The 24,280-nt window shown below is 62.8% G+C and carries 23 protein-coding genes; 3 read left to right on the forward strand and 20 right to left on the reverse strand.

Annotation, left to right across the window (positions count from 1 at the left end):
• The 5 genes from GGR17_RS17670 to GGR17_RS17690 all read right to left on the reverse strand — a co-directional run bounded on the left by GGR17_RS17670 (position 1) and on the right by GGR17_RS17690 (position 3,386).
• Positions 1-378 (reverse strand): DUF6915 family protein, encoded by a 378-nt coding sequence (locus GGR17_RS17670; RefSeq protein ID WP_054540785.1) that lies wholly within the window; start codon positions 376-378, stop codon positions 1-3.
• 10 nt (positions 379-388) lie between these two features.
• Positions 389-880, reverse strand: coding sequence for a DUF6878 family protein (locus tag GGR17_RS17675; protein WP_054540786.1), 492 nt, complete (start codon positions 878-880; stop codon positions 389-391).
• 97 nt (positions 881-977) lie between these two features.
• Complete coding sequence (locus tag GGR17_RS17680; protein ID WP_054540835.1) at positions 978-1,496, reverse strand: hypothetical protein; 519 nt, start codon at positions 1,494-1,496, stop codon at positions 978-980.
• A 96-nt stretch (positions 1,497-1,592) separates the two neighbouring features.
• A complete protein-coding gene (locus GGR17_RS17685) occupies positions 1,593-2,093 on the reverse strand; it encodes a hypothetical protein (protein ID WP_007803268.1) in 501 nt (166 codons plus the stop codon).
• 93 nt (positions 2,094-2,186) lie between these two features.
• Positions 2,187-3,386: a hypothetical protein gene (locus tag GGR17_RS17690; protein ID WP_054540787.1), complete on the reverse strand. Its 1,200-nt coding sequence runs from the start codon at positions 3,384-3,386 to the stop codon at positions 2,187-2,189.
• Between the two features lie 303 nt (positions 3,387-3,689).
• On the opposite strand from GGR17_RS17690, the gene GGR17_RS17695 reads away from it, so the two are divergent.
• Positions 3,690-4,829, forward strand: a complete 1,140-nt coding sequence (locus GGR17_RS17695; RefSeq protein ID WP_235953169.1) for a hypothetical protein — start codon at positions 3,690-3,692, stop codon at positions 4,827-4,829.
• Positions 4,830-4,966: 137 nt separating this feature from the next.
• On the opposite strand, the gene GGR17_RS17700 is transcribed toward GGR17_RS17695, so the two are convergent.
• From GGR17_RS17700 to GGR17_RS17740, 9 genes are all read right to left on the reverse strand, one after another.
• Complete coding sequence (locus GGR17_RS17700) at positions 4,967-5,371, reverse strand: single-stranded DNA-binding protein (protein ID WP_008335991.1); 405 nt, start codon at positions 5,369-5,371, stop codon at positions 4,967-4,969.
• A gap of 576 nt (positions 5,372-5,947) precedes the next feature.
• The gene (locus GGR17_RS17705) at positions 5,948-6,649 is read right to left on the reverse strand and encodes a VIT1/CCC1 transporter family protein (protein ID WP_054540788.1); all 702 of its coding nucleotides are present in this window, start codon (positions 6,647-6,649) and stop codon (positions 5,948-5,950) included.
• Positions 6,646-8,553 (reverse strand): heavy metal translocating P-type ATPase, encoded by a 1,908-nt coding sequence (locus GGR17_RS17710; protein WP_054540837.1) that lies wholly within the window; start codon positions 8,551-8,553, stop codon positions 6,646-6,648. Before GGR17_RS17710 ends, GGR17_RS17705 begins: the two co-directional genes overlap by 4 nt.
• A gap of 5 nt (positions 8,554-8,558) precedes the next feature.
• A complete protein-coding gene (locus GGR17_RS17715) occupies positions 8,559-9,539 on the reverse strand; it encodes an FAD:protein FMN transferase (protein ID WP_007803253.1) in 981 nt (326 codons plus the stop codon).
• A complete protein-coding gene (locus GGR17_RS17720) occupies positions 9,520-11,727 on the reverse strand; it encodes a PepSY domain-containing protein (protein WP_054540789.1) in 2,208 nt (735 codons plus the stop codon). The genes GGR17_RS17715 and GGR17_RS17720 overlap by 20 nt, the downstream gene beginning before the upstream one ends.
• A gap of 11 nt (positions 11,728-11,738) precedes the next feature.
• A complete protein-coding gene (locus GGR17_RS17725; protein ID WP_054540790.1) occupies positions 11,739-12,209 on the reverse strand; it encodes a DUF2271 domain-containing protein in 471 nt (156 codons plus the stop codon).
• Positions 12,210-12,247: 38 nt separating this feature from the next.
• On the reverse strand, positions 12,248-12,628 hold the full coding sequence (locus tag GGR17_RS17730) for a PepSY domain-containing protein (protein ID WP_054540791.1): 381 nt from the start codon (positions 12,626-12,628) through the stop codon (positions 12,248-12,250).
• Positions 12,629-12,809: 181 nt separating this feature from the next.
• Entirely contained in the window at positions 12,810-14,195 is a 1,386-nt protein-coding gene (locus GGR17_RS17735; RefSeq protein ID WP_054540792.1) for a ferredoxin reductase family protein, read from the reverse strand.
• Positions 14,152-14,469 carry a PepSY domain-containing protein gene (locus tag GGR17_RS17740; protein ID WP_054540793.1) on the reverse strand — a complete coding sequence of 106 codons (318 nt, stop codon included), beginning with the start codon at positions 14,467-14,469 and terminating at the stop codon, positions 14,152-14,154. Before GGR17_RS17740 ends, GGR17_RS17735 begins: the two co-directional genes overlap by 44 nt.
• Before the next feature lie 145 nt (positions 14,470-14,614).
• On the opposite strand from GGR17_RS17740, the gene GGR17_RS17745 reads away from it, so the two are divergent.
• Together GGR17_RS17745 and GGR17_RS17750 are read left to right on the forward strand one after the other, a co-directional pair.
• Entirely contained in the window at positions 14,615-15,274 is a 660-nt protein-coding gene (locus GGR17_RS17745) for a response regulator transcription factor (protein ID WP_054540794.1), read from the forward strand.
• Positions 15,271-16,608, forward strand: a complete 1,338-nt coding sequence (locus GGR17_RS17750) for an ATP-binding protein (protein ID WP_054540795.1) — start codon at positions 15,271-15,273, stop codon at positions 16,606-16,608. Before GGR17_RS17745 ends, GGR17_RS17750 begins: the two co-directional genes overlap by 4 nt.
• 366 nt (positions 16,609-16,974) lie before the next feature.
• On the opposite strand, the gene GGR17_RS17755 is transcribed toward GGR17_RS17750, so the two are convergent.
• From GGR17_RS17755 to repA, 6 genes are all read right to left on the reverse strand, one after another.
• Complete coding sequence (locus GGR17_RS17755; protein WP_009574204.1) at positions 16,975-17,139, reverse strand: hypothetical protein; 165 nt, start codon at positions 17,137-17,139, stop codon at positions 16,975-16,977.
• Positions 17,140-17,527: 388 nt separating this feature from the next.
• Entirely contained in the window at positions 17,528-18,001 is a 474-nt protein-coding gene (locus tag GGR17_RS17760; RefSeq protein WP_038068687.1) for a hypothetical protein, read from the reverse strand.
• 99 nt (positions 18,002-18,100) lie between these two features.
• Positions 18,101-20,269, reverse strand: coding sequence for a ParB/RepB/Spo0J family partition protein (locus GGR17_RS17765; protein ID WP_038068689.1), 2,169 nt, complete (start codon positions 20,267-20,269; stop codon positions 18,101-18,103).
• Between the two features lie 106 nt (positions 20,270-20,375).
• On the reverse strand, positions 20,376-21,431 hold the full coding sequence (repC, locus tag GGR17_RS17770; RefSeq protein ID WP_054540796.1) for a plasmid replication protein RepC: 1,056 nt from the start codon (positions 21,429-21,431) through the stop codon (positions 20,376-20,378).
• Between the two features lie 240 nt (positions 21,432-21,671).
• Positions 21,672-22,640 (reverse strand): plasmid partitioning protein RepB, encoded by a 969-nt coding sequence (gene repB / locus GGR17_RS17775; protein WP_233678008.1) that lies wholly within the window; start codon positions 22,638-22,640, stop codon positions 21,672-21,674.
• Positions 22,640-23,839 (reverse strand): plasmid partitioning protein RepA, encoded by a 1,200-nt coding sequence (repA, locus tag GGR17_RS17780; RefSeq protein ID WP_028288490.1) that lies wholly within the window; start codon positions 23,837-23,839, stop codon positions 22,640-22,642. The genes repB and repA overlap by 1 nt, the downstream gene beginning before the upstream one ends.
• Positions 23,840-24,280 lie beyond the last annotated feature (441 nt).

Here is a 24,280-nt window from a genome sequence, read left to right on the forward strand (position 1 = left end):
TCACGTGACCTCGACCACGGGCGAGACGAGATGCGGATCGACCTGTGCCTCGATCCGTTCGGTCCGACCCATCCAAGGCTGGGGCCGAATGGCCTTCACCCAATCGGCGAAGCTCGGGATGAAGCCGAGGTCCTCCTTAACATGCTGCTCGCCGACCCAGCGGGTCGGGATGACGCGCCCGGTCGACAGCATGAGGGTCGGGCCGAAAATCGTCTCGGCCATGAAGATGCCCTCCGCATGGTGGCGCAGCGCCCGGTGCCGAAAGTCGGCTGTGATCTCCTTGCTCTGGTCGAACCAGGAATGCACGGCGAGGTAGTCGTCGACCGTGCCGCCCCATTTCTTCACCGAGGACAGGGCGTGGTGATAGGGATGTGCCATCGTCGCCTCCTCACAATTCATGGGTGTAGAGTTCGGACGAGGTGAAGCGCTCGTTGAACTCGAGGTGGATGGAACGAGCGCTCGCATCGAAGCAGAACTCGCCGTAAGCCCCGTCGTTGTTTTCCCAACCGCCATGGGTATCAGAAAGGAAGTCGTAGGCCAGTTGCTCAACGACATCTTCGAGCGAAAGCGCCCGCATCTCGACCTCCGGGTCGTCCCAGGTCAATGCGGCATAGGCGATCGCGGTCTTGGGGAAAGCAACCTCGGTCTCGCCAGCGTAGGCTTCGATGCTTTCAACCTGGCCGCTATCGCCATAGCCGTCAAAGCTCACGGTCACATGGGTGATGCCCGCGGCAGTCAGGCCATCGAAGAGGCGCTCCTTGTTGGCTGGACGCAAAGCTGCGATCCGCGCGTCACGCTCGGCCTGCCGGGCCAGCACGGCGGCGAAATCAATCCTGGACGGCGCCATCGGCGCGGCCAGGGTGGGTTCGATCTTGGACATTGGAAACTCCGAAATGAGGGAAAGGATCTGAACCCCGAGGCTCTCTCTCGTCCTCCTAGGCTCACATCCTCCCCTGCCCTTCTCTGACTCTCGGGCGTCACGCCGCGATCTGCAGGGCGCGAGACGCGAAGACACGCCAGAGCGGATCGACAAGACGGGCATCGAGAACGTCGGCGTGGTGCCGCAGCCGTCGCGCGAGGCTATGTTCATGCCACTCGGCCGCCCGCATGGCCTGCGCGCGGGTCTGGCTGGCCTCGGACACGACGGCGCGGGCTTCGGCGGCATCCGAGACCGGGTGGCACCATGCGACCCCGCCATCATTGGTAGCCCCGGCCAGAACGAGGCGGCCCTCCCGATCGAGGATTGCCAGGATGCGCGGAGCGTCTTCAGGTGTGATATCTTCGGCGTGAACGATTGCCCCCTGCATGGCGTCGGCCAGCGTTGCAAACCGCTCCAGTACCTTGGGGTGTGCCTGCCCGGACATGAGAGCCGCGGGCGCATGGCAAGCCGTCGTGAGCGCAAACGGCAAGTCTTGATCTGCAAGAACGGTCAGGAAGCTCGGCGGCAAACCTGTTTTCTGCGTTTCCGGCTGAGTTTGGAGAGGAAGGTCGAACATGGGCATATCTCCGACGGTGCGGAGAGCCTCTCTCCCCGCTTCAAACCGTCAAAGACCAAACCGCCCCCTCGGACTCTCTGTCGCTGATCGGGCCGATCATTTCGGCGTTGGTAAATCGCCCCATCGAACCCGCAAGTAGCGCCCTTCGCGCTTTGGAAGATCTTTTCGGTCGATCATGCGACCCGAGACCTGAAAATCCTCGTTGATCTTTACAACCAAGAGCTTGTTGAAATGCCCATTGGTATCGACCACAACCACATCCTTTGTCTTGAATGGCGTAATGGTTTTGACCTCGACATGATCATTGCCAAGTCTTCCGTCAGCACCCTGGGCGTAGGTCTTGTTCAGCTTGATACCGTACGTGATAGCACCGAACAGCTCACCGATATCGCCGTAGACAGAGAGGTGAAGGCCGGTCTCGAGGTGATAGCTTTCCGCGAGGGACAGGAGATCCTCAAAATATGGGATCATAGACCGGATCGCGTTCGGGTATTTAGCGCCCCACTCCTTGTAGCGAAGCTGCTCGTCGATTTCCGACCAGGTAACCCATTCGCCGTCATCATAAAATGCACGATCTGACCAATCGATTTCTTCCATGCGCGTACTTCCAATACCTAAACATGTCGGGCACGGTAGCAGATCGATGAAACAGGGACGAGACCGGAGGCGATATCGCCTCCGGTCGCCACCTCAACCAACGCGGTCGAGAAGCTTCTTGGCGCGCCCTTCCATATCAAGGCGGGCATCCTGCTGGGTCTTGTCGCGCGCAAGCCGCGTGATGCCCTGCACAAAATCGAAGATGCTCTCGGGCGGGCGGCCTTCCTCCATCAGAACCTTCTCGATGATCTTGCCGGATTCGGCTTTCGAGAAACCGCGCTTCCGCAGGAAATCGGCACGGTCCTCATCGCTGCGCGCCACGACCTGCTGTCGAGCTGCCCGGATCCCGTTCACGAACCCCTGCGGCGAGGAATTGGCAAACCGCGTCAGCGCCGGCGCCGCCTCATGTGCGAAGCGCGACGCTGCGTATTTCGAGTGACGGATCTTGATCTCCTGGAAATCCTCGACGCCCCAGAGGTTGCGGTTCTGGCACACCGCCCGCAGATAGAAGCTCGCCATGCCGAGGGTCTTCGCGCCCACCTCGGAATTCCAGCAATAGAAGCCCCGGAAATAGAGATCGGGGGAGCCGTCCGCCAGCTTGCCCGCCTCGATCGGGTTGCGATCATCGACCAGGAACAGGAAGACATCGCGGTCCGAAGCGTAAAGCGTGGTCGTATCGCGGCTGATTTCGACATCGGGGTTGTAGACCCCGGTCGACCAATCCAGCACACCCGGTACCTTCCAGCGCGTATCGCCCGTGCCATTGCCCGCGATGCGCTGAACCGCCTCGACAAGCTCGAAGTCATGGATGCGGCCGTAGTCGGGACCGGTCACGGCGCGCAGTTCCGTGCGGCCATCCTCGGTCTCGAAGGTCTTCACCTGCTCGGCGCGGTGGTTGGTCAAACCGTATTGCAGGTTGATCCCCGCCAGAGGCGCGGGAAGCTGCCGCAGGTAGGATGCCGGGGCACCGACGATGCTGGCAAGCTGGCCGAAGGCCCAGTGCGTGGGTGCGACCGGCTCATGCGCTTTCGGCAGGACCAAGTCGAGCCGCTCTGCACTGTCGCGCGCTGCCTCGACACGGATGTCGGCGGTTTGCACCACCCGGCTGCGGCTGCGCTCAGAGCGACCCTTCACATTGGCCCAGAGATCGTCGAGCGACAGGTACCGCTCGTCATCCGGCCTGTTGAACCATTCGGACGACACCCGCCCATTCCGATCACCCCGGCTCACATCCACTTTCCAGCCACCAGCCCGCGTCGGCTGTACCGCATCCAGAACTTCCACAACGCCCATCGGCATTCCTCCGCGACAGGTGCCGGGAGCCACTCTCCCAGCCCTCAACCTGTCACCGGGAAACCGGCCAACCTCAAACTCTCTCGGGCAAACGGCGCTAAGTCGGATGCGCCGCACGCCCGCAACTCGCTGGTGTTGACCTGCGTTCAAAAATGGCAGAGGTTAAACAAGGCCTTTCTCGCAGGCCGGTGTGCCCGCCACGCGAAGCTTTGCAGCGATCTTGATTTCGAACAGCAGACCTCATGCCATCGGCGGGTCTGATTAGCAGCGGGCACCTAGTCAGATCCAGCTTGGACATGGATCATGACAGAGAACGATCAACTTAAGACATTGAAACTTCTGGCAAAGCGATACGCTAGAGCGACGGGGCAGCCGCAGCACGTGGCGCTCGACTTTGTTGCTGCTCGATTGGGCTTTCCTCATTGGAACGCATTGACGGTCAGCGCAAAAGGAGAGTGGGCCCCATCCGAAGCACAAGTCGCCGCGATAAAGGCCTTCGTGCAACGGATCACGTCCTACGAGGGTACGACCTTTGACCATATCTTCGGGGGGCTCGACGCCATCACTCGAGGCGAAGTACGAGGGCATCCATACGAGTTGAGCACGATGCTTGGCGACGTTCGTATGGAAGGTGACAGCTGGCGCATAGTGCTGCCAGAAAACCCTTCGGCTGCCCCTCGTGTCGAGATCGACATCAAGCATGCCCAGACCAGCCCGATGAACGATCGCGTGCTACGTGAAGAAGCCATCGGGATTGCGAGGGAATTGATGCAGAGCGTCAAGGCGCGGCGATTTGCCGATTGGCCACGGCGCGCCACAAAGCCGGATGCGGAAGGAAATGTGCGGCACCCGTTCTTGGAGATGGAGGAATCGAACCTCTGGTACTGCCTTCACTGCAACTCAGAGATCACCGGCCCACAGATCGCTGGAAACCAATGGCACTGCCCCAGCTGCGGCGCATCACCAATCAACATTTTTCCAGAAGCCTTCTGGCTGGAACCGACCGATGAAAAACCAGTGCCAGTCCAATCCCGCGCCGAAAGGCAAGAGATTGAACCCATCGTGTCAATTATAGATCCGCGGCCAAGGCTTGACCTCGACAGTGACCAGGTGACCCATTTGATCCGGGCTGCCCTTTTCGAGGATGCGACCAATGCAAGCGAGCGCATGGGAGCGAGTCTGGCCGAAATCTGGGTTGATGACGATCTCGACGTGGTTGTTTCCTTCGAGGATCACTACTGGCCCGAGGACAAGGAGCCGACCGCTGCGATCGAAGTGGCCGCACTGCTTGGGATCGAGATTGAGTTGGAAGTTACTTGGTCGGATCCGTTGTTCGCATGGCCCGGTTTGGGCACCGTGACCCAGAGCACGGCCGATTATACGCGGTTGATGCTCGACACGTATCTCAGTCACGGCGCGACCATAACCAAAGACGAAATCTAGCTCGTGCGCACGTTGAACAATTAGGCGCATTCAAGGCGCTCAGCACCGGAAGGCAAGCGTGGGTGCCTTTTCCAGTGGCCCGAAAAGACTTTAGCCCGGCGGTCTAACCCGCCGGGCTCGAGGGGAGACCCCGTTCCTCAGAACGGGATCTCGTCGTCGCGGTCGACCAGCTCGGGGTTTTCGTTCTCGGCCGACTTCGGGCGGCTCAGGAAGTCGACCTTCTCGGCGATGATCTCGCAACCGTAGCGGTCGTTCCCCATGCTGTCGATCCACTTGGTGTAGTGGATGCGACCGTGGACGAGGACCTTCATGCCCTTTTCGCAATGCTCAGCGACCGTCTTGCCGAGACCGTTGAAGCAGGTGATGCGGTGCCATTCGGTGTCCATGACACGGTAGCCGTTCTCGTCGCGCATCACACGGCCTTCCGAGAGGCGGGGGCGCGAGGTGGCGAGGCTGAAGTTGGTGATCTTGGTGCCGCTCTGGGTGGTGCGGACTTCGGGGGTCTGACCGATGTTGCCGGCGAGGATGACGATGTTCTGCATGATAAGCTCCTGTTTTTCCTGTCTTCGGGACCGTCCCTTCGACAAGACCCTGAAAAAGCCCGTCGGGTGACGCGTGCACGGTGGACAGCATGGACACCGGACACCCCCAGAGGACCGGGGTGGAGCGGGCAGGACGCCAAAGGCGTCCAACACGGCCCGGACTGACGCGGGGTTGCGCGCAGGAGACCGAACGGGATTAGGGGATTGTCAGTCGAAGGGACGGCCCAGAAGACAGAGAGATACGGGGAGCCCATGCCAGACCATGTCTCCTTGCCAATCGGGACTGTTTGACCCAAAGCCCAGCACACCGCTAGCGGCCTAAGTGGCTATCACCAGCTCTCACCCCTGCCCGCGCCTGCCGAGAAATCCAGGGCCCTACCGCGATGGGTTATCGATACCGGGAAATCCAGGACACGGACCGCACCAACGGCTGCTTTCGATCCCGACGTACTGTCGCTCAGCGAGCTGAAGAAAATGCAGAATGACGTCGCCAAAGCGATTGCCACATTCGAGGATCGGCACAAGGTGGAAGCCCGCGCCAAGGTGGAAGCTTTCGCCCGGGAACTCGGCTACTCCCTAGCCTACGGCGACCCCGAACAGCGCACCGACTCCAGCGGTCGCCGCCATGGCGAGTGCACCCCAGAGCGTGACCCTTGCAGCACCTCGAATAACACCAGCACCGCCAGCAGAAGCGCCTAATCCACCAAGAACCGCGAGGCCGAGGATCGTCGACACGGCGACCAAGAAAACGATCCGTGCATCCGGGACGACCAGTGCGACGATCAAGGGCAGCACCGCACCCACGGCGAAGGTCAGCGCCGACACCAAGGCGGCCTGGATCGGGCGGGCTGTCACGGTCTCGGAGATGCCAAGCTCGTCGCGGGCATGCGATCCGAGCGCGTCACGTTCGGTCAGTTGCACGGCCACCTTTTCGGCAAGGTCTCGGTCCAGCCCTCGCTCGACATAGATTTGGGTAAGTTCTTCGAGTTCGGCCTCGGGTGTTTCCGCCAGTTCGAGGGTCTCGCGCGCAAGGTCAGCGTTTTCCGCGTCAGTCTGGGAACTGACCGAGACGTATTCGCCTGCCGCCATGGACATCGCGCCGGCCACGAGGCCAGCCAGCCCCGCTATCAGGACCTCCGGCTTTCCCGATCCTGCTGCGGCGACGCCGACCACGAGGCTTGCCGTCGACACCAGCCCGTCGTTCGCGCCGAGAACGGCGGCCCGCAGCCAGCCGATGCGATGCACCATGTGGATTTCGGAATGCGAGAGGCGGCTCATGGCGTGGCTCCTTGCGCGATGTCATCCTGCCCGGAGGAGACAGCCTTTGGTTTCGGAATAGTGGGTTCATGGGGCGCGATGCGCAGCGCGCGGAGGGCGTTCAGGATCACTGCAACGTCGATGACCTCCTGCAGGAGCGCCCCCTGCACCGGAGTGAGATAGCCGAAAGCCGCCGCGATCATGCCCATGACCGAAAGGCCGATCCCGGCGACAACGCTTTCGACAGCGATGCGGCGCGCGCCGCGCGCGATCTCGATCCCTAGCCCGAGCCGGTCGATACGGTCGACAAGCAGCACGACATCCGCCGCCTCCGCCGATGCTGCGGCCCCGCGTGCGCCCATCGCGACACCCACATCGGCCGCCGCAAGCGCGGGCGCGTCGTTCACGCCGTCGCCCACCATCATGACGGGCCCGTGCTTGCGCTCGCTGAGGACGAGCAGGACCTTCTGGTCCGGCGTCAGCCCGGCCCTCAGACCGTCGAGCCCAAGCCCCTCGGTGACACGCTCGGCCACGTCGGCGCGGTCTCCGGTCGCGAGCAGGATCCGCGCGATCCCCTCGCGGCGCAGGCCTTCCAGCATGGCGCCCGCGCCGTCGCGCAACGGGTCGGACATCACCAGATACCCCGCCAGGTGACCGTCCACTGCCACAGCGACCAGGACCGATCCTGCGCCTTTGGCGGGGTGATCGTCTCCCATTCGCCCAACGCGGGACACAACGAAACCGTCGCCGCCGACGATCACGCTGTGGCCCTCGACATGACCCGCGACCCCTTCACCCGGAAACTCGGCAACCTCGGATGGCACGGGCAACGAGAAGCCCCGCGCCTTCGCGGCCGCAACGATGGCCTGCGCGACAGGGTGCTTGGAGGCCTGATCGAGCGCGGCAGCGAAGCGCAGGATGTCGCCCTCGGCCATGCCGTCATGGCTGTCGATCGAGACGATTTGCGGCCGGCCGTCCGTCAGCGTGCCGGTCTTGTCGAGGATCAGCGTGCGGATGCGCGCCATCGTCTCGAGCGGTCCCGCGCCTTTGATCAGCACCCCGAAATGCGCCGCGCGCGACAGGCCTGCGACCAGCGCGACCGGCACGGCCAGGATCAGGGGACATGGCGTTGCGACGACGAGCACGGCGACGGCCCGGATCGGATCGCCCGTGAACCACCAGGCAGCGAAGGCAATGCTGACCGTGACCGCCAGAAACCCCAGCGACCAACGGTCGGCCAGCCGCGACATCGGCGCCTTGGAGGCCTGCGCCTCTTCCACCAGCCGGACGATCCCGGCATAGGTGCTGTCCTTGGCCTCGTGAGTTGCGATCAGGTCGAAGGCTTCGCCCGCATTGGTCGATCCGCTCATGGCCTCGGCGCCGTAACGGAGCCGGACGGGCAGGGATTCCCCCGTCAGCGCCGAGGTGTCGACGAAGGCCGTCTCTGAGCTCAAGGTGCCATCCACCGGCACCACGTCGCCCTGCCGGATCAGAAGGCGGTCGCCGGGCGCAATTTCGTTCAGCGGCACTTCCTCCAGCCCGCCATTCCGGTGTCTTGTCGCGGTCCGGGGCACACGGGACAGCAGGTCGTGCATTTCACGGCGGGCACGCCCTTCCGCGAAGGCTTCGAGGAAGGTGCCGCCGGAATACATTACGGCGACCACCGCCGCGGCGAGGGTCTCGCCGAAGACGAGCGCCGCCGACATGGAGAGCGCGGCGACAATATCGAGGCCCACTTCGCCGGAACGCAGGCTGCGCAGGATCTCGACCACGAGCGCGGCGAGCGCGGGAACGACGCCCGCGATCCAGACCGCGTTCGCGACGTCGGGTTCGCCGGAAAAGTAGAAGGCAAGTCCCGCAATCAGGCCGGTCGCGGCAATGAGCAGGATAGCGGTCTTGAAGCGGTCGGTCCGTGTCGTTTCCATGCGGCTCATCTCCCCTCGGCTGAGGCGATTGCCGCTGGCTCTTCGGAAAATAGTCGTCCGACTCCCACGCCCCTTACGTTGACAACATCATCGCGCAAGAGGAACAGGGCGTCGAGGCCGCTTTGTTTTGCGAGCGTCGCGCCTTTGACCGGCCCAAGCACCATGAGGGCCGTCGCCCAGGCATCTGCCTCTGCACAGCTGCGGGCCACGACCGTGATGGAGGCCGGCGACGCGATCAGCGGCGCTCCCCGCCTCGGGTCCATCGTGTGCGACAGGCGGCGCCCCTGCACCTCGACCCAGTGACGGTAGTCGCCCGAGGTCGCGACGGCGGCATCCTGAAGCGCGAGGATCGAATGCGGCGTCCGGCGCTCGGCGTCCGGCGCCTCGACCGCGATGGTCCAGGCTTCACCGTCCGGCCTGAGGCCCATTGCACGCATCTCGCCATCGATCCCGACGAGTCCGTCGGATATGCCTTGATTGCGGAGGATTTCGGCCAGTCGATCCACGCCGTAGCCCTTGGCGATGCCATTCAGGTCCAGCGCGATGGGTGCGGCCTTGCGCACGTGTTCGCCGTTGATCTCGAGCACGTCATGCGCCGGGCGGCGCGAGGCGGCCATCGCGGTGCGGATGCCATCCGGCGCGGCGGCCTCCGGTCCGAAGCCCCAGGCCATCACCGCGTCGCCCATGCCGATGTCGAAGGCTCCGCCAGAGGCGCGGCCAATTTCCAGGCCGAGGCGTAGCACCTCGAGCAATCGTGCAGGAACAGCGATCCATTCACCGATCGGTGCCGCGTTGAGCCGCATAAGGTCGCTGTCCGGCTTCCAGGTCGACATCTGTCCGTCCACCTCATCCACGGCCGCCTGCAATGCCGAGCGGACCGGCCCCGGGTCGAAACCGGGGTCCGCGAATAACAGCGCCGACCACCTCGTGCCCATCGTCGGCCCGTTCAGCGCGATGCGCGCCCGCTCAGTAGACATCTTCGACATACCGCCCCTCCGCCTTCAGGACTGCTGGTGTCAGCCCGGCCGGCGCGAGGATCTCGGCCAGCGCCTCGGCCACGCCGGCGGCCATGTCTCGTCCGCCGCAGACCATCACGCGCGCCCCATTGCGGATGAGCTCCGCGACCTGAGTGGCCTCGCTGCGCAGCGCGTCCTGGACGTAATGGGGACGCGCCCCGCGCGAGACGGCCGTGACCAGCCGGCTTACACGCCCTTCGTCCTGCCATCCGGGGAACTCCTCGCCGTAGAAGAAATCGCTGTCGGGATGGCGCATGCCGAAGAACAGGTGGATCGGCCTGCGGCGCGTATTGCCGCGCACAAAGCCCGCTAGCGGCCCGATGCCGGTCCCCGCGCCGATCAGGATCAGGGGCGCCCGGCTTCGGCCCGGACGGAAGCCGGGGTTGGGGCGCAGGAAGGCGCTCACCGTGTCGCCAGGTTCCAGCGCTGTGAGCTGACCCGAGCAGAGCCCGCCGGGATGCTTCTTGACCACGATCTCGATGAAGCCGTCGCGGCGCCCAGAGGCGAGCGAATAGAGCCGCGGGACGGTCCCGCCTTCGGGCAGAATGCCGATCAGGTCACCCGTCTGGAACCGTGCGAACCCGCCCCCGAGCAGCCGTTGCCCGAGCGAGACGCGGGGAAACGCGAAGCGGAGGATGGCGGTCGGGGCCTGCACCTCGGCGCCGTAGTCGCGGCGCGAGACGAGGGTCAGCGTGGTCGTTTGCGGCTGGACCGGCTGGTGCGTCAGTTCGAGTTCGATCCCGAGAGCGTCTCCGAGCGCCCCGCCCCAGCGCGCGAAATCCTGCGGCGATTGCCGGTCGATTGTGTCGAGCGGCAGAAGCTCGGGCCAGCCCTTCGCCTCTGCCGCAGTCGCGACGGACTTGGCGAAGGCGCAATAGGCCGGAAAGCTGCGGTCGCCGAAGCCGAGCACTGCCAGAGGAATGTCCGGCGCGCGGTCGGTCGCGTTCAGCCGGTCGAGAAAGCCCTTCGCCGAGGCCGGCGCCGCGCCGTCGCCATAGGTCGCGGCCAGCAGGATGATCCGCCGGGCGTTGGTGTAGCGCTCAGGGCCGAAGCCCGACATCGGGCCGACATGGACGCTCTGCCCGGCTTTCGTCAGCGCGGCGTGCAGCGTCGCGGCAAAGCCCCAGGTGCTGCCGCCCTCGCTGCCGACAAGCAAGATCGTCTCGGCGCGTCCGGCGGGCTGGTTGCCCCGGATGCGTGGTCGCCCGGGCCGCCCGGCGAGCCAGACCAGCACGCCGGTCGCGCCCATGGCCGGCACGCCGAGCGCCATGAGCCCCAGCACGAGCCCCAGCGTCGCCGCACCCTGTCCGGTGTGCAGCATGTAGATGGTCTCCGAGACGCGCTCCCACCCGGTCAGGTCGGCCCAGGCCAGCAGCGCCCCGTCGCCCTGATCGAGATATCCGGTGCCCCGGTCGGTCTTGAGCGTGAATACGTCTGTTGCGTCGCCGGGATAGGGAAAGCTCAGCTCGCGCAACTCGGCGACCGGCGTTCGCCGAAGCGTGGGCATCCGGCCCGGAGCGAAGCCGGTCTCCCCACTGACCTCGGCAGGGGCGACCGGCAGGACGCCTCCGTCCGGCAGGAGATCGAAGGTAGACGCCGTCATCCAAAGCGCGGTCGTGGAGGACAGGACGAGGCCGACAACGGCGATGCGTGCGATCTCGGCGTGCAGCCGCCCGGCAAGCGGTCCGCGCAAGGGTGAAAACCAGCGTCGCCAGCCGCCCACCCGCCGCGCGACCAGCGTCGCGCCGGAGAGCGAGAGGATCAGCATCGCGGCCGCCCCTGCGGCCATGGCGATGCGGCCGCCGTCCCCGAGGAACAGCGAGCGGTGCAGGTTGGTGAGCCAGCGTTCGGCCTGGTTCGGGTCGGCCGAGGCTACGCCCTCACCCGTCGCCGGGTTGATTACGGCGGCACCCGGCGCGCCCTGATCGAACCAGTAGGCAGTGATCCGACCGGAGGGCGACCGGCGGATCTGCTCGACGCCCGGATAGACGGCCTGGATGCGGTCCGCGAGAGCGGCTACGGTCAGTCCGGCTTCCGCCTGCGGCGCGGCGATGCGCTCGGCCGCAGGGAAGACCGACAGTGCCGCGCCGCTCAGGCCCAGGATGGTGACGAGCGCAAGGGCCAGAAGACCCGGCCAGCGATGGAGTGCACGGATCATGGCCCCACCCTTCACATGTCGTAGGCGAAGCTGGCGATGTACCGGCGCCCGCGCACCGGCGTGCCCGCGCCGTCGGTCGTGAGCGGTACGGCCACCTCGTTCGGACTGTCGCGCATGTCCTCGACGGCCGCGTCGATGTGGAGCGTGTAGCCCGCATCAAAGAGCGCGTCGGCGAGGTCGAGCGTGATCTCGAGCGTGCGGCCCGCGCCGACGCTGGCGCCGGTGATTCCGTTCACCTGCGCGGTGTCGCCGCCGGTGGCGCGGTACCAATCGCTGAGGTGCTCGTAGTACTTGGACTTGCCGCCAGCCATCCAGAGACTGCCGACATAGGCGCCCGAGGTGTCGGTGACGTAGAGCGCGAGATAGGCCCCGTCGCCGCCGTAATTGTTGAGGGTCGTGGTGAGCGTCACCGGCCGCGCCATGGCGAGGCCGGGGAGCGTCAGCGCGGTGGTGAGCGCGAGCGTTGCGAGAAGCGATTTCATCGGGTTGATCCTTGTTCGGAGAGGAGCTTGAGAGCGGTTCAGTTCACCTGAACCTGCGGCGGGGTGCCGTTCCCGAAGAGGCCGTTCTGCGGAGGGGCGACCGTGCCGGCGGGCGCGGGATTGCGGGCGCCGCCACGGTCGTCGTCCTCATCCTCGTAATCCATCTCGACGATCTGCAACGTCGCCGGATCGAGCTTCACCTCGATCTCCCGGCCATCCTGATCTCGGCCCTCGATCTCGTAGCAGCCATCGTCGATCTCGAAGTCGCGCACGGTCCAGCCGTTTTGCTCAGCCAGCTGCATCGCGGCCTCGCGCGGCTGCCACTGGTCACGGGGCACGCGGCACTCGTCGTCGTCGGCCAGGGCGGCGCCAGCGGGCAACAGGGCGATCAGGGCGAAGGCGGTCAGGGTCTTCTTCATGGCAGGGTCTCCTTGTCATCTGCTGAGGACAATCTGGAGACAGGACCTGAGGCCTTCCTGACGCGTCGGCGATTCCCGCTTCAGCTTGCCGTCAGGAAAATGGCCCCGCCGATGAGGGCGGGGCCAAAAAGGTGCGAGCGCAGGCCACAGGGCTGACATGGCGATGCGCCCTGCCCCGCGGTTAAGCGAATTCGAACTGCTCGAAACGCACACGGCGAGGCGTTTGGCCTTGTGCTTTCAAGCCCTTGAGGACCCCGTCCTTCAGGCCGGTTGGGCCACAGAACCACAGATCGGCTTGCCTGACTGCGAAAGGGGTGGCGCTGATCAGCCGCTCAGCCGTGAGCCTACCATCGCGCGCCGTGACGATCACCTCGAAACTGAATCTCGGATTGCGGGCGACCGCAGCGCGCAGCGTCTCGAGCCCGATCGCCTCGTCTTGCGTCCGAACACAGTGGACAAGGTGAATGTCGCGCCTTTCCGCCTCCGTCAGGCTTTCCGCCCAGGCGAGGAACGGCGTGATGCCAATGCCGCCGGCCAGCCAGATCTGGCGCGCACCGCCCTTGCGGAAATCGAAGCGGCCATAGGGGCCCTCAACCTGCACGCGCGTTCCGGTCCGCAAGGTTGCGGGAAGGCTCCGTGTCCAGCCACCCAGAGCCCGGATGGAGAACGTCAGGGTGCCATCAGGGCGCGGAGAACTGGCGATCGTGAACGGGTGCGGCTCGGACAGTCCAGCTTCCGGCGCTCGAACGAAAGCGAATTGCCCGGGCCGCCACCGCATGGCCCGGCCTCTGGGGGTTAGTGTCAAGGTGGTCGTGTCACCGGTCTGCCTGATCTGGCTGACGGTGAAGTCTCTACGCCGTAGGTGCGGAGCGAGCAACTCGGTGAAGATCCAGGCGACCACTCCGGCGATGCCGAAGGTATTCAGCACCAACATGAATGTCGGGTCTACCCCAGCAGGCATGTCGACAAAAAACTGGTGAAACACCACGATTGCAATAAGGGCTCCCATGAAACGATGGCTGAACCGCCAGAGCTGATAGGGAATCTCGAGCCCGATGAAGGGCAATCTCCGGAACCAGCTGACAGCGACCAGGGCGAGAAGTGCGTTGAAGGCAAGTTCGCCCGCCTCTTCACCCAGGTCCCCAAGGGAGGTTTCACGCACCAAACGCTCGAAATCCGGCTCTATCTGCTGGTGCAGTATCATCAGGACCATCGCGGAAATGCCGAGCCATTTGTGGACCCGGTACATTCGATCGAGACCGCCGAACAATGGTTCCACCAGTGGCGGCCGTGCGGCGAGGATCAAGGTCTGTGCCATCGCGACAACTGCCGCGGCCCCGACGGCAATACCAAATGCTGCATCCGCACCATAAGGCGCATAGGTGTTCATCCCGAGCAGAGCCGCCAGCAGGCATGGCAGCGCCACCAGCACCGGGCCCGTCAGGGCCAGAGGAGAGTTGAGGGAAAGCCGAGGGAGTGTGGGAAGGCCCGGCGCGGAGACATTACCATCACGATGCGCCGTATCAGTCATCGTCGCGTCTCTCGTGATCGCGGTCGCGACGATCATGCTCGTCGTCCTCAAACTCGAACTCGATTACTTCCAACGTGGCCGGGTGGACCGTCACCTCGATCGCACGCCCTTGGGCATCCCGGCCGTCAATTTCGTAGCAGCCATCGTCGATCTTGATGCGGCGCACCGCCCAGCCATTTTCCTCGGCAAGACGGGCAACCGCGTCGCGCGGCTGCCAATCGGCCATCGGGACGAAGCAGTCGTCGTCAGCCAGCACCGCGCCGGCCGGGAAGACCGCGAGAAAGCCGATAATTGTCAATGTCTTCTTCATGGGGCACACTCCTAGTGGCTGGCCTCTTGATGCACTTCATGCGCTGCGAAACTGACGGCAGCCTGAACGGGGTCGACCCGCAGGCTTCAGCTTCGTGTCAGGCAGACGGATCATGGAGGGACAACGGACAAGGACGGGTACGACCATGCGCATATTGTTGATCGAAGATGACACGACTCTCGGCGCTGCCGTGCGCGACCAGATCGCAGCCGATGGCCAGTCAGTGGATTGGGTTACGCGGTTGGATGCGGCGGGCGATGCGATGGCTGCTACGTCCTACGACTTGATCCTGCTTGACCTGATGCTGCCGGACGGGCGCGGTATAGGGTTTCTCAAGGTTTTGCGCACGCGGGGCGACGTGACGCCGGTCATCATTCTTACCGCACTCGACCAAGTGTCGGACCGCATCGAAGGCCTCAACGCGGGCGCAGACGACTACCTTGTGAAGCCTTTCGACCTGTCGGAACTGTCGGCGCGGATCGGATCGGTCGCGCGGCGCTACAGCGGCAACCCCAACCCGATCCTGACCCACGGACCGCTCGACATCGACCTTGCTGCGCGCAGCGTCCATCGGGATGGCAGACATGTGCCGCTGACGGCGCGGGAATGGGCGCTCTTCGAAGCCTTCCTCGCGCGCCCCGGGCAGCTCCTGTCCAAGGCGCAGTTGGAGGAGAAGCTCTACGCCTTCGACGCCGAGGTCGAGAGCAACACCATCGAGGTCCATGTCAGCCGCCTGCGGAAGAAACTGGGGAGCGCAATCATCGAAACCGAGCGCGGCATGGGCTACCGCCTGGGCAGGCCATGAGGTGGCCCGCAAGCCTTCAGGCGCGGCTCGGCCTATCCGTGGGGCTGGTGCTGACGGTGCTGTGGCTGCTGGCTGCGACGGTGACGGCCGTGATCGTCCGGGCCGAAATGGACGAGGTCTTCGACAGCGCGCTCCGTGAGACAGCGGAGCGGATCCTGCCGCTGGCAGTAACCGACATCGTCGGGCGGGAAGATCAGGGTGTGACCCAGCGGCTCGCCCCGATCCGTGCGCACGACGAGTTCTTCACCTATCTCGTGCGCGATGCCGAAGGCCGCATCCTGCTGCAATCGCATGCGGCGGACCCCACCGTGTTCCCCTCCTATGACGGGCCCGGGTTTCGCCAGACCGCGACGCACCGTCTCTACAGCGACGCGGCGCTTCAGGACACGATCCGCATCACAGTGGCCGAGCCGCTGGCCCACCGCATGTCGGTGGCTCGCGAAATCCAGATGGGTCTCGGCCTGCCCTTGCTGATCGTGCTTCCAGTGGCCTTGATCGCGATCATCCTGGCAGTTCGCTTCAGCCTTGATCCTCTGCGCCGGTTCCGCGCGCGGCTGGAAGCACGTGGCGCTCGCGACCTTTCGCAGGTTCCTCACGAGGGGCTTCCAACTGAAATCGGCCCGTTGGCTGATACGCTGAACAGCCTGCTGGCCAGATTACGTGAGGCGTTCGAGGCCGAGCGAAGCTTCGCCGCGAACGCCGCTCACGAGTTGCGCACACCACTCGCGGGAGCGATCGCGCAGGCGCAGAGGCTCAGGTCGGAAACCAAGGACCGAGCGGCTGCACAACGTGCGACCGACATCGAGGAGACGCTGAAAAGGCTGACGCGACGCACAGAACGCATGATGCAACTCGCGCGGGCAGAAGGCGGGCGATTGAGGATGGACAAAAGCTCGGATCTGAGGGGCGTTGCGAGAATTGTGGTGGACGATATTGGCCGCACGGGCACGCCAGATCGTATCAGGCTAAATCTTCCCGACATGGCTGTCATGTCAGATCTTGATCCCGACGCCTTCGCCATTCTGTGCCGGAACCTCGTGGAAAACGCTCTTCGTCATGGGGGACAGACTACCCCGGTCGACGTCACGCTGACCGCATCTGGCCAGTTCACCGTGGCAAATGACGGCCCTGTCGTGCCAGGCGAAACACTCGACCGGCTGACAGCGCGTTTCGAGCGGGCCTCTGCCACCTCCGACGGCAGCGGCCTGGGTCTTGCCATCGTCGCCGCAATCGCAGAGCGGATCAGCAGCCGCCTTGTCCTTCAATCGCCGCGGCCGGGCCGGACCACAGGTTTTCAAGTATCGCTCAGGTTGCCGATAGACGACAGCGAGTGACAGCGACATCCACTTTGGTTCCCAAAGGGTCAAATGCAGCCTTGGGATCAAGATCATCAGGGCCTGGCCTGGCGCGTCGGTTACCGTGCTATGCAGCGTCACGCTCGGAAAGGCAGCGCACAGCGCCAGCAGCCTGTTCGGAATGGACCCCGCGCTGATGAACGTCATGTAACCAGCGCTCACCATGAGGGTGACCGCTGTTTCCAGCATATAGGGATGGTCGACGAAAAGGCTTCCCGAACATGGTAGAAGCAGACTGTCGGAAGCGATTGTTAGCCGACTGACTATCCCCGGTCACGGGGGCATTACTAGGCCCAGGTGCACACCTGTGCCACGCCTGGGCCCTCGGGAAGTGAGGCCGAAGCTTCACCCGAACGGGTCGTATTCCGAGACGATCACGACCTCGTCGCCGTCGATTTCATCGGCGGGGACGGCACCATAGGTTCCATCACCTGCCTGGAAGACGACGATCGAGACCATGAGCGTGGCGGCGAGGGAAGCGGCGAAGGCGTGAGCATCTTTGCGGGACATCTGTTTGGCTCCTGTCTTGGAGGCGGAGGACCATCCCCCGCGCGACAGGACCCCGCAGGCCCGAAGACTGGCTGACATCACCGGGTGCGTTCGGCTCGTCCGAATCCACCCGGCGGCACGGGTTCGCCCGTAGTCCGACCCCTCGCGGGTTGATCTCGAAGACAGGATTCGGGGCAAGGAAGGGAATGGCGAGCGGGGGATGGTGCGACCGCTGACTGGAGCCGTATGTTCCACTGGTGCTTTCGCTGCCAGCCTCCCGGGCAGGCTCTTGGATGACGATCCCTTTCCGTATTGGAATGGATCCTATGGTGCCCCGCGATCTCGCGGGACAGGGGCGTCATGGATGAGAGGCCCGCTCTTGGGCGGGCCCCTTGGGTTCTACATAGGCTCAGGCGGCAAGCTCCGCGTCCCCTGCCCTACCGGCGTCTTCTTCGCCGACAATCTCCAGCCGCGCGTTGCGATAGCCTTCTCTGGCGATCCAGAGTTCGGCAGCCGTGACGGACTCGGCCAGGTGGAGCAGCTCCGTGCAGCCGCCGAAATCCAGCACGACGCGCACCTGTCCGGGCTTCGGCTCCTCAGCCACTTCGAATGTCAACGCACTGTCAGCCGAATGAGTCCGCATGATGGTGACAAGAATGACCCCGTCCGAAGAGAAGTTCCCCTCGTGCAGCGTGAACGACGCCGGCGCCGTCCAGGTCGGATAGGGTCGCGGCGGCTCCTTCTTGACGAGACGGCCGACGCCGTTCGAGCGCTCCCAGGCCGCGAGCTTCTTTGTGAACCGGGCGGGCGGTTTCGTTGTGCTATCGGTGTAGCGAATGAGCGCGCCCAGGGGCGCGGTTTCGAGAATGGTGGTTGGAGACATGATTCCTCATCCTGAATGCGTCATTTTGCATTCATCTTATTGATATTGTTGTATTTTATGTGATTGAGCGCGGGTTTCCCCGCCCTCGGATGGAGCGGATCACTCCGCGGCCATCATCGACGCATCATCACCCGGCAGGTCAGCGGTGAGGAAGGCGGGCAGATCGACATCCTCGGACAACTCGGTGTCGGGAACGTCACCAGACGCCCCCTGCCCTTCTTCACCTTCGAGTGCCGCCAGATCGTGACGGCGAAGCACCTCCGGCAACCAGCCGCTGCCCTTCAGAAGGCGCTCGGCCTCGGTCGCCATCTCGGCCTTCTTCAGGTGATCGAGGAGCTGCGCCGTCCCCTCCCCTTTTGCCTCGCGCACGGCTTCAAGGATCCGGGCCTTGGGCACGCGGTTCAGGTAGGTATCGGCCGTCGGCTCCCAGCCAGCCTCGACCATATCGAGATCGACTGCCTGTGCAAGCAAGTCGGCCTGCGCCATCCGTCGGGTCAGACCACTGGCGGAGATACCGGCACCGTAGGGGTTCACCTTCTCGTGGAGCGCGTTGATCCCGAAGCTAAGGCAATGCGCGAGCAAGGACAGCCGGCTCACCTGATCGAGGGAGGTCAGGTATTCCCAGAGAGCGGCATCGTCGCCAAGCGGAAGGTCGGCCTCCCACTCCGCGTGGCGATCGTCCACCAGCTTGGCAACCACGCTGTCCTTCAGATCGCTGGCCTGCGCCGACATGTAGACGTGACGCACCGATGCCTCGCAGCACCCGCCTGAAGCGCTCGACATCCGGAAAGTGTCGTTGACGAGCTTCAGGAGCAGCAGCGTCAGCGCGATGTCGGGAGAACGCCCGACAGCTTCGCGCAATGCCAAGGTGCGGTACGCCGTCAGCTCCATGACCAGCCGCTCGGGCAAGGGCTTCAAGGCACCATCGTCTTCTTCGTCCGACAGACCCGCCCCGAGCGCTTGACCAGCAGAGGTGATCACCGTGCCATGGCCGATACCATCCACGTTGCTCGTCGCCGAAAGCTCAGCGCCCTGCCTGTCTGCCGCCTGTTCACCGCTGTGGACGTCGGCCTCTGTCCGAGGTTCATCCTCCGGCCGCACAAAGCCCCGATAGACGGAAAGCTCGCCAGAGCGATCAAGCGTCACAAAGGCCCCTGCCCGCGCGATCTCCTCCGCGTCGAAGATCAGCGGCCGCGTCTCGAGCTTCTCCATCGCGACTTCGAGTTCGCCAAGGCGGGCGTCGGTCTCTTCAGGGAATTCGTCCTGGCCCTCGTACTCCTCTTCGAACGCCCGGTATTCGGCGAGCAGCTTGGCATGGGCCGCGCCTTCGTCATCCGACATCGGCGCCGGATTACCGTTGAGCCGTCGCAGGCCGTGGCTGTAGCCATAGGGCAGGTCGAGCGAGACCTCGATCCATTTCCAACCTTCGGTCGCGATGGCTTCGGCTTCAGCCTGAAGCTTCTCGCTGACCAGGCGATCGAGCAGGGCAGGGTCTTCCAGCCATCCGCCGTCGTCGCCCTGGAAGAGGTCGTGCAACATGGTGCCGCCCGCCGCCTCGTAGGCCTCGACGCCGACAAAGACGGCGCGCCGGTCAGAGGCCCGCACGGAGGTTTCCGTCAGCATGCGCCGGATCTGATAGGGCTCCTTGTTCCAGGACGACTTGATCGCCTCCCAGACCTGAATCTGACGCTCGTGGTCCGGATTGACCGTGAAGGCCATCAGCTGCTCCAGCGTCATTTCATCCTCGGCATAGAGCTCGAGCAGGGCAGGGGCCACGGCGGCGAGTTTCAGGCGCTGTTTCACCACCTGCGGCGTGACGAAGAAGGCGGCTGCGATCTCTTCATCGCCTTGACCCTTCTCCCGAAGCGCCACGAAGGCGCGGAACTGGTCGAGCGGATGCAGGGCTGCGCGCTGCATGTTCTCAGCGAGCGAGTCGTCTTCGGCGAGGATCGCGGAAGTGGCATCCCGCACGATGCAGGGAATGGGCGTGGTCTTGGCCAAGCGTTTCTGCTTCACCAGGAGAGACAGGGCCTGGAAGCGCCGACCGCCAGCGGGGATTTCGAACTTGCCGGTCTCGGAACCATCATCCGCCAGAACGGGTCGAACGCTCAGGCTCTGCAGCAACCCGCGGCGGGCGATGTCTTCGGCCAGTTCCTCGATGGAGATGCCGGCCTTGATGCGCCGGACGTTGGACTGGCTCAGCACGAGTTTGTCGAAGGGAATGTCCCGGGACGGGGACAGGGTGACTTTCTGGGCAGATTTCGCCATCAGATCTTCTCCGCGACGGGCGCCGGAAGCCACTCTCCCGATCTCACTTCCCGTCACCCCTTTCACAGCCCATCTCTACCTCTCGACATGTCCACCGCGGTGGACATCACGCAGTTGCTGCCCCAGAACTAGAAAGCCTTTCCAACAACAGTGATGGGTTGAAGTCAGTTTCTCTGCGACCGAGCGTGATGCTGTGGAAATACGCTCCAAAGTCTCGGATGCGATTGCTCATCTGGAGAATTATGAAGATGGCGCATGATGCTTTTTGAGAGCCTATCTTCTTAGCAGCCTTTTCGAAGGTGCTTTCGTGGATTCCCATCATTGGAGCGAGCGTTCTCGCGTGGCTTTCGACATCGTGCCAGTTCCTAAGTGAGTTCGTTGCGAACGATGTAGCCTGGTCACAAACGGTTGTGAGCGTTTGCAGGGGAGGTGTTTGGCTGTTGGTCCCGCTTTCTAAATCTTTTTGTTCTTTTTTAGACTTAGAATGGTGGCGGACAGTTTGCCCGTCATTGGCGGGCAGTTTCATTGTTTCTGGTGCGTCCACCGCGGTGGACATCTGTTTGCATTGAGCCTCCAGTTCGCCGAGCAAAGTACGATACTCCGCGATCGAGAGCTTCCTCCGAAGAACTCGGCGTACCTGATGAGTGAGTTCGTTCTCGGGGTCAGCTTCGTCGATCTGAGCAAGTTTGGTTAGGATTTGCTTTCGCAAAAACACGCGATCCCGACGAGCGTTTTCCATCGCTTGGGCTGTCGCAAGTAGTTCGCCGGCACGCGCGAGCAACGGAGCCAGCGACAAGCCATAGCTAATGGACTGACCTTCGGAGGACTTCACTCGGTATCTCTTGCGATTTGGGCTGTCGTGGCGCTTCATGAAACCGAGTTCAACAAAGCGATCGATGTGCCTACGGAGGGTTCGTTCATCGATCCCGCCGACTCGACGGCAGATCTCGTCGTTGGAAGCGAAGACTGTGTCTCCATGCCCAGGCTTGAGAAAGCTCAGCATCGCTTGGAGCGTTTGAACATGTCCTGGACGGAGACCGAACAGGCTGCGAGTATCTCTGAGCGCGCGGAAGACTGCCCAGATGTCGGTTTCAGGTGTTGACGTGGCGGGGGTGCCCTTGCCGACGCCAAAGGTCTGAACGGAAAGCTTTGTGAATGCCATGTTTGTTGAACGACGACCGTTGCGGCCCACAGCTTCCCCGGCTCTTCCCGCTGTTATTGGCGAGAAAAGGCAACAAAAAGACGTCCACCGAATCGGTGACTCTTGACCGGTATGTCGGAGATTGCTACATCACAGGTGCTAATCAGATGATGAGGGCTCTCCGGGGGAAACCTTGGGGGGCTCTTTTCTTTTTGGTCTTCGCCTTTCTCCTCTGCTCGTGTTTTTGGTTATGACCGGGGATCAGCTCCCCGAGCCTCTCTCATTCTGCCATTGTTCAAAAAGCTGTCGCAGCGTGGTTTCCGCGCGCTCTTCGAGCCATTGGCCGAATTCCGGGTTGTCCTTGCGGGTGATCTTGATAGCGATCGACTTGCCATCGACTGAAAGTGTGCCGACAGGGCTACCACTATTGTCCTTTACCACGGTCGTTTGGCCACGGGCGCTTTGGTCGGCTGCGCCACGCGCCTTGCTGGAGCAAGCAACATAGACGGCTTGAAACTTGTCCGAGCTTGGAGTGGTGTCAGGCAGAGAGGCAAGTGTCTCACGCGCAATGTCGACAAGCGGAACCTTCTCTGAAAGTGCAGCAAGATCACCCCATTGGCGTCGACCTACGCCATGAGCCGGGCCGATAAGCCGGACAAGTTCGTCAGGCAGCTGCTCGATGACTACACGATGGTTCGACACACCTTGCCGGGTGAGGCCTAGGGCGTCCTGAATGACGCCAGGCTTGTAACCGGCCTCCTGCATCTCTTTGATAAAAAGAGATTTTTCAATGAAGGACGGATCCAGCCGCAGGTTGTTTTCCTGACCTTGCGCGATCAGAGAAGCATCATCATCGAGCGTTCGAACGATCGCTTTGACGGTTCCACCAACTCTTCGAATGGCTGCAAGTCTGCGACGCCCGTAGATGATGCGGTATCGATCCGGTTGGTCAGAGGGGCGAACCATGATCGGCACTTGCTGACCATGCTTGCGAATGCTTTCGGCGAGATCTTCAATGCTACTATCTTCCAGGATCAGGCGATCCCGGAGGCCATCCATATCGATCCGGTCGGGTTCGATATCTCGGATTGAGTTGGCAGTGATTTCCCGGAGAGAGTCCCGCAATCCGCCAACCGAGCCAGGTAGCTTCGAGGATTTGACCGGGGCAGGGGAGGGGGCTGCCGACTCTTTCTCGTCTTTCGGTGGCTGGTTGAAGATATTTCGAGCCATCAGCGACGCCCCCATGCCATTTGGATTGTCTGCTCCAGCTCATCGGCAACGCTGTTCACGCTGGTCAAAGCCCGATCAATGGTCTTCCGAATGAGCTGGCTCGGGTCTACCTCATAGATGGTTTGCTGAGTCATGCCGGCGTCAGAAATGGCTGTCGACTTCAGCATCGGTTCAGTCATGACTTGGCCCGCAAGGATTGAACGTAGGTACCCGGCCATTTGCGTTTGTGGTCCGTCCGACGGCTCGTAGCGTGTGATCAGGAACTTTACGAAGTCCCAAGTGACATGTCGTCCAATCGCCTCTTCGACGGCTTTGACCGTTTCCGAAGCGAGTTTGAGGAACTGGCTCATCGAAGCGATGTCGAGCATGCCGGGGACGACCGTCACAAGTAAGCCCGTGGACGCTGCCAATGCTGTCAATGTCAGGAAGCCCAACTGCGGAGGGCAATCGATCAGCACGATGTCATAGTCTGAGTCGACTTCCTCTAGCGCCAGAGCAAGACGCTCTGCAAAAATCGGCTGAACCCTGCGCGCAAGGGCATTCGCTGTCTCGGTTTCGTACTCGGACAACATCAAGCCAGCCGGGACCATGTCGAGCTTGTGGAAGTATGTTTTCTGGATGACCTCCGAGAGCGGAACCTGATCATCGTATCTCAATGCGTCGTAGATTGTGCCGCCTTCGGCGAATTCGAGCTCAGGCCGGAAGCCGAAAAATGTCGTCAAACTGGCCTGCGGGTCGAGGTCCAGAACAAGCACGCGGTAGCCACGCAGGGCATACCTGTGTGCCAAATGGATTGTCGCTGTTGTCTTCGAGCTGCCGCCTTTGAAATTCACGACCGAAATGACCTGAAGACGGTCACCGTCTCGGCGGCCAGGTCTGTACGCGTCAGCATTTTTGCCTGTCCGCGCCAAAATGTTGCGGAGGTCGTCAACTTCTTCGGCCGTGTAGAACCTATGACCGCGACCGTCAGTGTGAACTTCTGGGAAGCTGCCATCTTTGTGGCGGTTGCGCAGGTTCGACGTACTAACGCGCAGCAACTCGGCGACCTCGGTCGAGCTGAAGCGGCGCAAGGACTTGCGTTCTTCTGGCTCGAACGCAACTTTCATCTGCCGGTCAAGCGACTCAGCAAGACTGTCTGCGAATGCTCCGATGTCAGAAGAGCCTATGCCTTGCGCGTAGCCCGTATTTCGATCATCCATGTTCTGCCGCCTCTCATGGCCTTTGCTAAGGCTCTTTGTCGTTCTGACGGTTAAAGCCACGTCTGACGCGTTTTGCCGTCAGAATGGAAATGCCACGAACATCTGAGTCCGGCAAGAAGAATCTAGATGTAGTGCAAAAGTTATCCACAGCACCAATTTGGCCGCGCGGGGCCCGCGCTATATAACGCATTGATTCCTAACGATAAAGGCCGCGTCTGGCGAAGCCGATACCCTTCGAGATATTTTCTGCTCGCGCGAACTAACCCCAAGGCTTTGTTGGATATTTACGTGGTTTTCGTCCAGTTGAGGCGATGATTCTGTAAGATTTTGGCCGAGTGACAGGAGTTGTCGCGTTTAATTCCCGATTTCAATTGAAGCAGAAAGCTGAAACTGAAGCGCTGGAATTTCATCTTAGCGCTTCACCAACGCGTCAAGATTCCT

Origin of the sequence: Actibacterium naphthalenivorans (assembly GCF_014196965.1) — a bacterium.
In the GTDB taxonomy this organism is placed as follows: Bacteria; Pseudomonadota; Alphaproteobacteria; order Rhodobacterales; family Rhodobacteraceae; genus Actibacterium_A; species Actibacterium_A naphthalenivorans.

Coding starts and splice junctions, on each gene's coding strand:
- GGR17_RS17670 (WP_054540785.1), bottom strand. CDS start 378: ATGGCACATCCCTATCACCACGCCCTGTCCTCGGTGAAGAAATGGGGC.
- GGR17_RS17675 (WP_054540786.1), bottom strand. CDS start 880: ATGTCCAAGATCGAACCCACCCTGGCCGCGCCGATGGCGCCGTCCAGG.
- GGR17_RS17680 (WP_054540835.1), bottom strand. CDS start 1,496: ATGTTCGACCTTCCTCTCCAAACTCAGCCGGAAACGCAGAAAACAGGT.
- GGR17_RS17685 (WP_007803268.1), bottom strand. CDS start 2,093: ATGGAAGAAATCGATTGGTCAGATCGTGCATTTTATGATGACGGCGAA.
- GGR17_RS17690 (WP_054540787.1), bottom strand. CDS start 3,386: ATGGGCGTTGTGGAAGTTCTGGATGCGGTACAGCCGACGCGGGCTGGT.
- GGR17_RS17695 (WP_235953169.1), top strand. CDS start 3,690: ATGACAGAGAACGATCAACTTAAGACATTGAAACTTCTGGCAAAGCGA.
- GGR17_RS17700 (WP_008335991.1), bottom strand. CDS start 5,371: ATGCAGAACATCGTCATCCTCGCCGGCAACATCGGTCAGACCCCCGAA.
- GGR17_RS17705 (WP_054540788.1), bottom strand. CDS start 6,649: ATGAGCCGCCTCTCGCATTCCGAAATCCACATGGTGCATCGCATCGGC.
- GGR17_RS17710 (WP_054540837.1), bottom strand. CDS start 8,553: ATGGAAACGACACGGACCGACCGCTTCAAGACCGCTATCCTGCTCATT.
- GGR17_RS17715 (WP_007803253.1), bottom strand. CDS start 9,539: ATGTCGAAGATGTCTACTGAGCGGGCGCGCATCGCGCTGAACGGGCCG.
- GGR17_RS17720 (WP_054540789.1), bottom strand. CDS start 11,727: ATGATCCGTGCACTCCATCGCTGGCCGGGTCTTCTGGCCCTTGCGCTC.
- GGR17_RS17725 (WP_054540790.1), bottom strand. CDS start 12,209: ATGAAATCGCTTCTCGCAACGCTCGCGCTCACCACCGCGCTGACGCTC.
- GGR17_RS17730 (WP_054540791.1), bottom strand. CDS start 12,628: ATGAAGAAGACCCTGACCGCCTTCGCCCTGATCGCCCTGTTGCCCGCT.
- GGR17_RS17735 (WP_054540792.1), bottom strand. CDS start 14,195: ATGATCGTCGCGACCGCGATCACGAGAGACGCGACGATGACTGATACG.
- GGR17_RS17740 (WP_054540793.1), bottom strand. CDS start 14,469: ATGAAGAAGACATTGACAATTATCGGCTTTCTCGCGGTCTTCCCGGCC.
- GGR17_RS17745 (WP_054540794.1), top strand. CDS start 14,615: ATGCGCATATTGTTGATCGAAGATGACACGACTCTCGGCGCTGCCGTG.
- GGR17_RS17750 (WP_054540795.1), top strand. CDS start 15,271: ATGAGGTGGCCCGCAAGCCTTCAGGCGCGGCTCGGCCTATCCGTGGGG.
- GGR17_RS17755 (WP_009574204.1), bottom strand. CDS start 17,139: ATGTCCCGCAAAGATGCTCACGCCTTCGCCGCTTCCCTCGCCGCCACG.
- GGR17_RS17760 (WP_038068687.1), bottom strand. CDS start 18,001: ATGTCTCCAACCACCATTCTCGAAACCGCGCCCCTGGGCGCGCTCATT.
- GGR17_RS17765 (WP_038068689.1), bottom strand. CDS start 20,269: ATGGCGAAATCTGCCCAGAAAGTCACCCTGTCCCCGTCCCGGGACATT.
- repC (WP_054540796.1), bottom strand. CDS start 21,431: ATGGCATTCACAAAGCTTTCCGTTCAGACCTTTGGCGTCGGCAAGGGC.
- repB (WP_233678008.1), bottom strand. CDS start 22,640: ATGGCTCGAAATATCTTCAACCAGCCACCGAAAGACGAGAAAGAGTCG.
- repA (WP_028288490.1), bottom strand. CDS start 23,839: ATGGATGATCGAAATACGGGCTACGCGCAAGGCATAGGCTCTTCTGAC.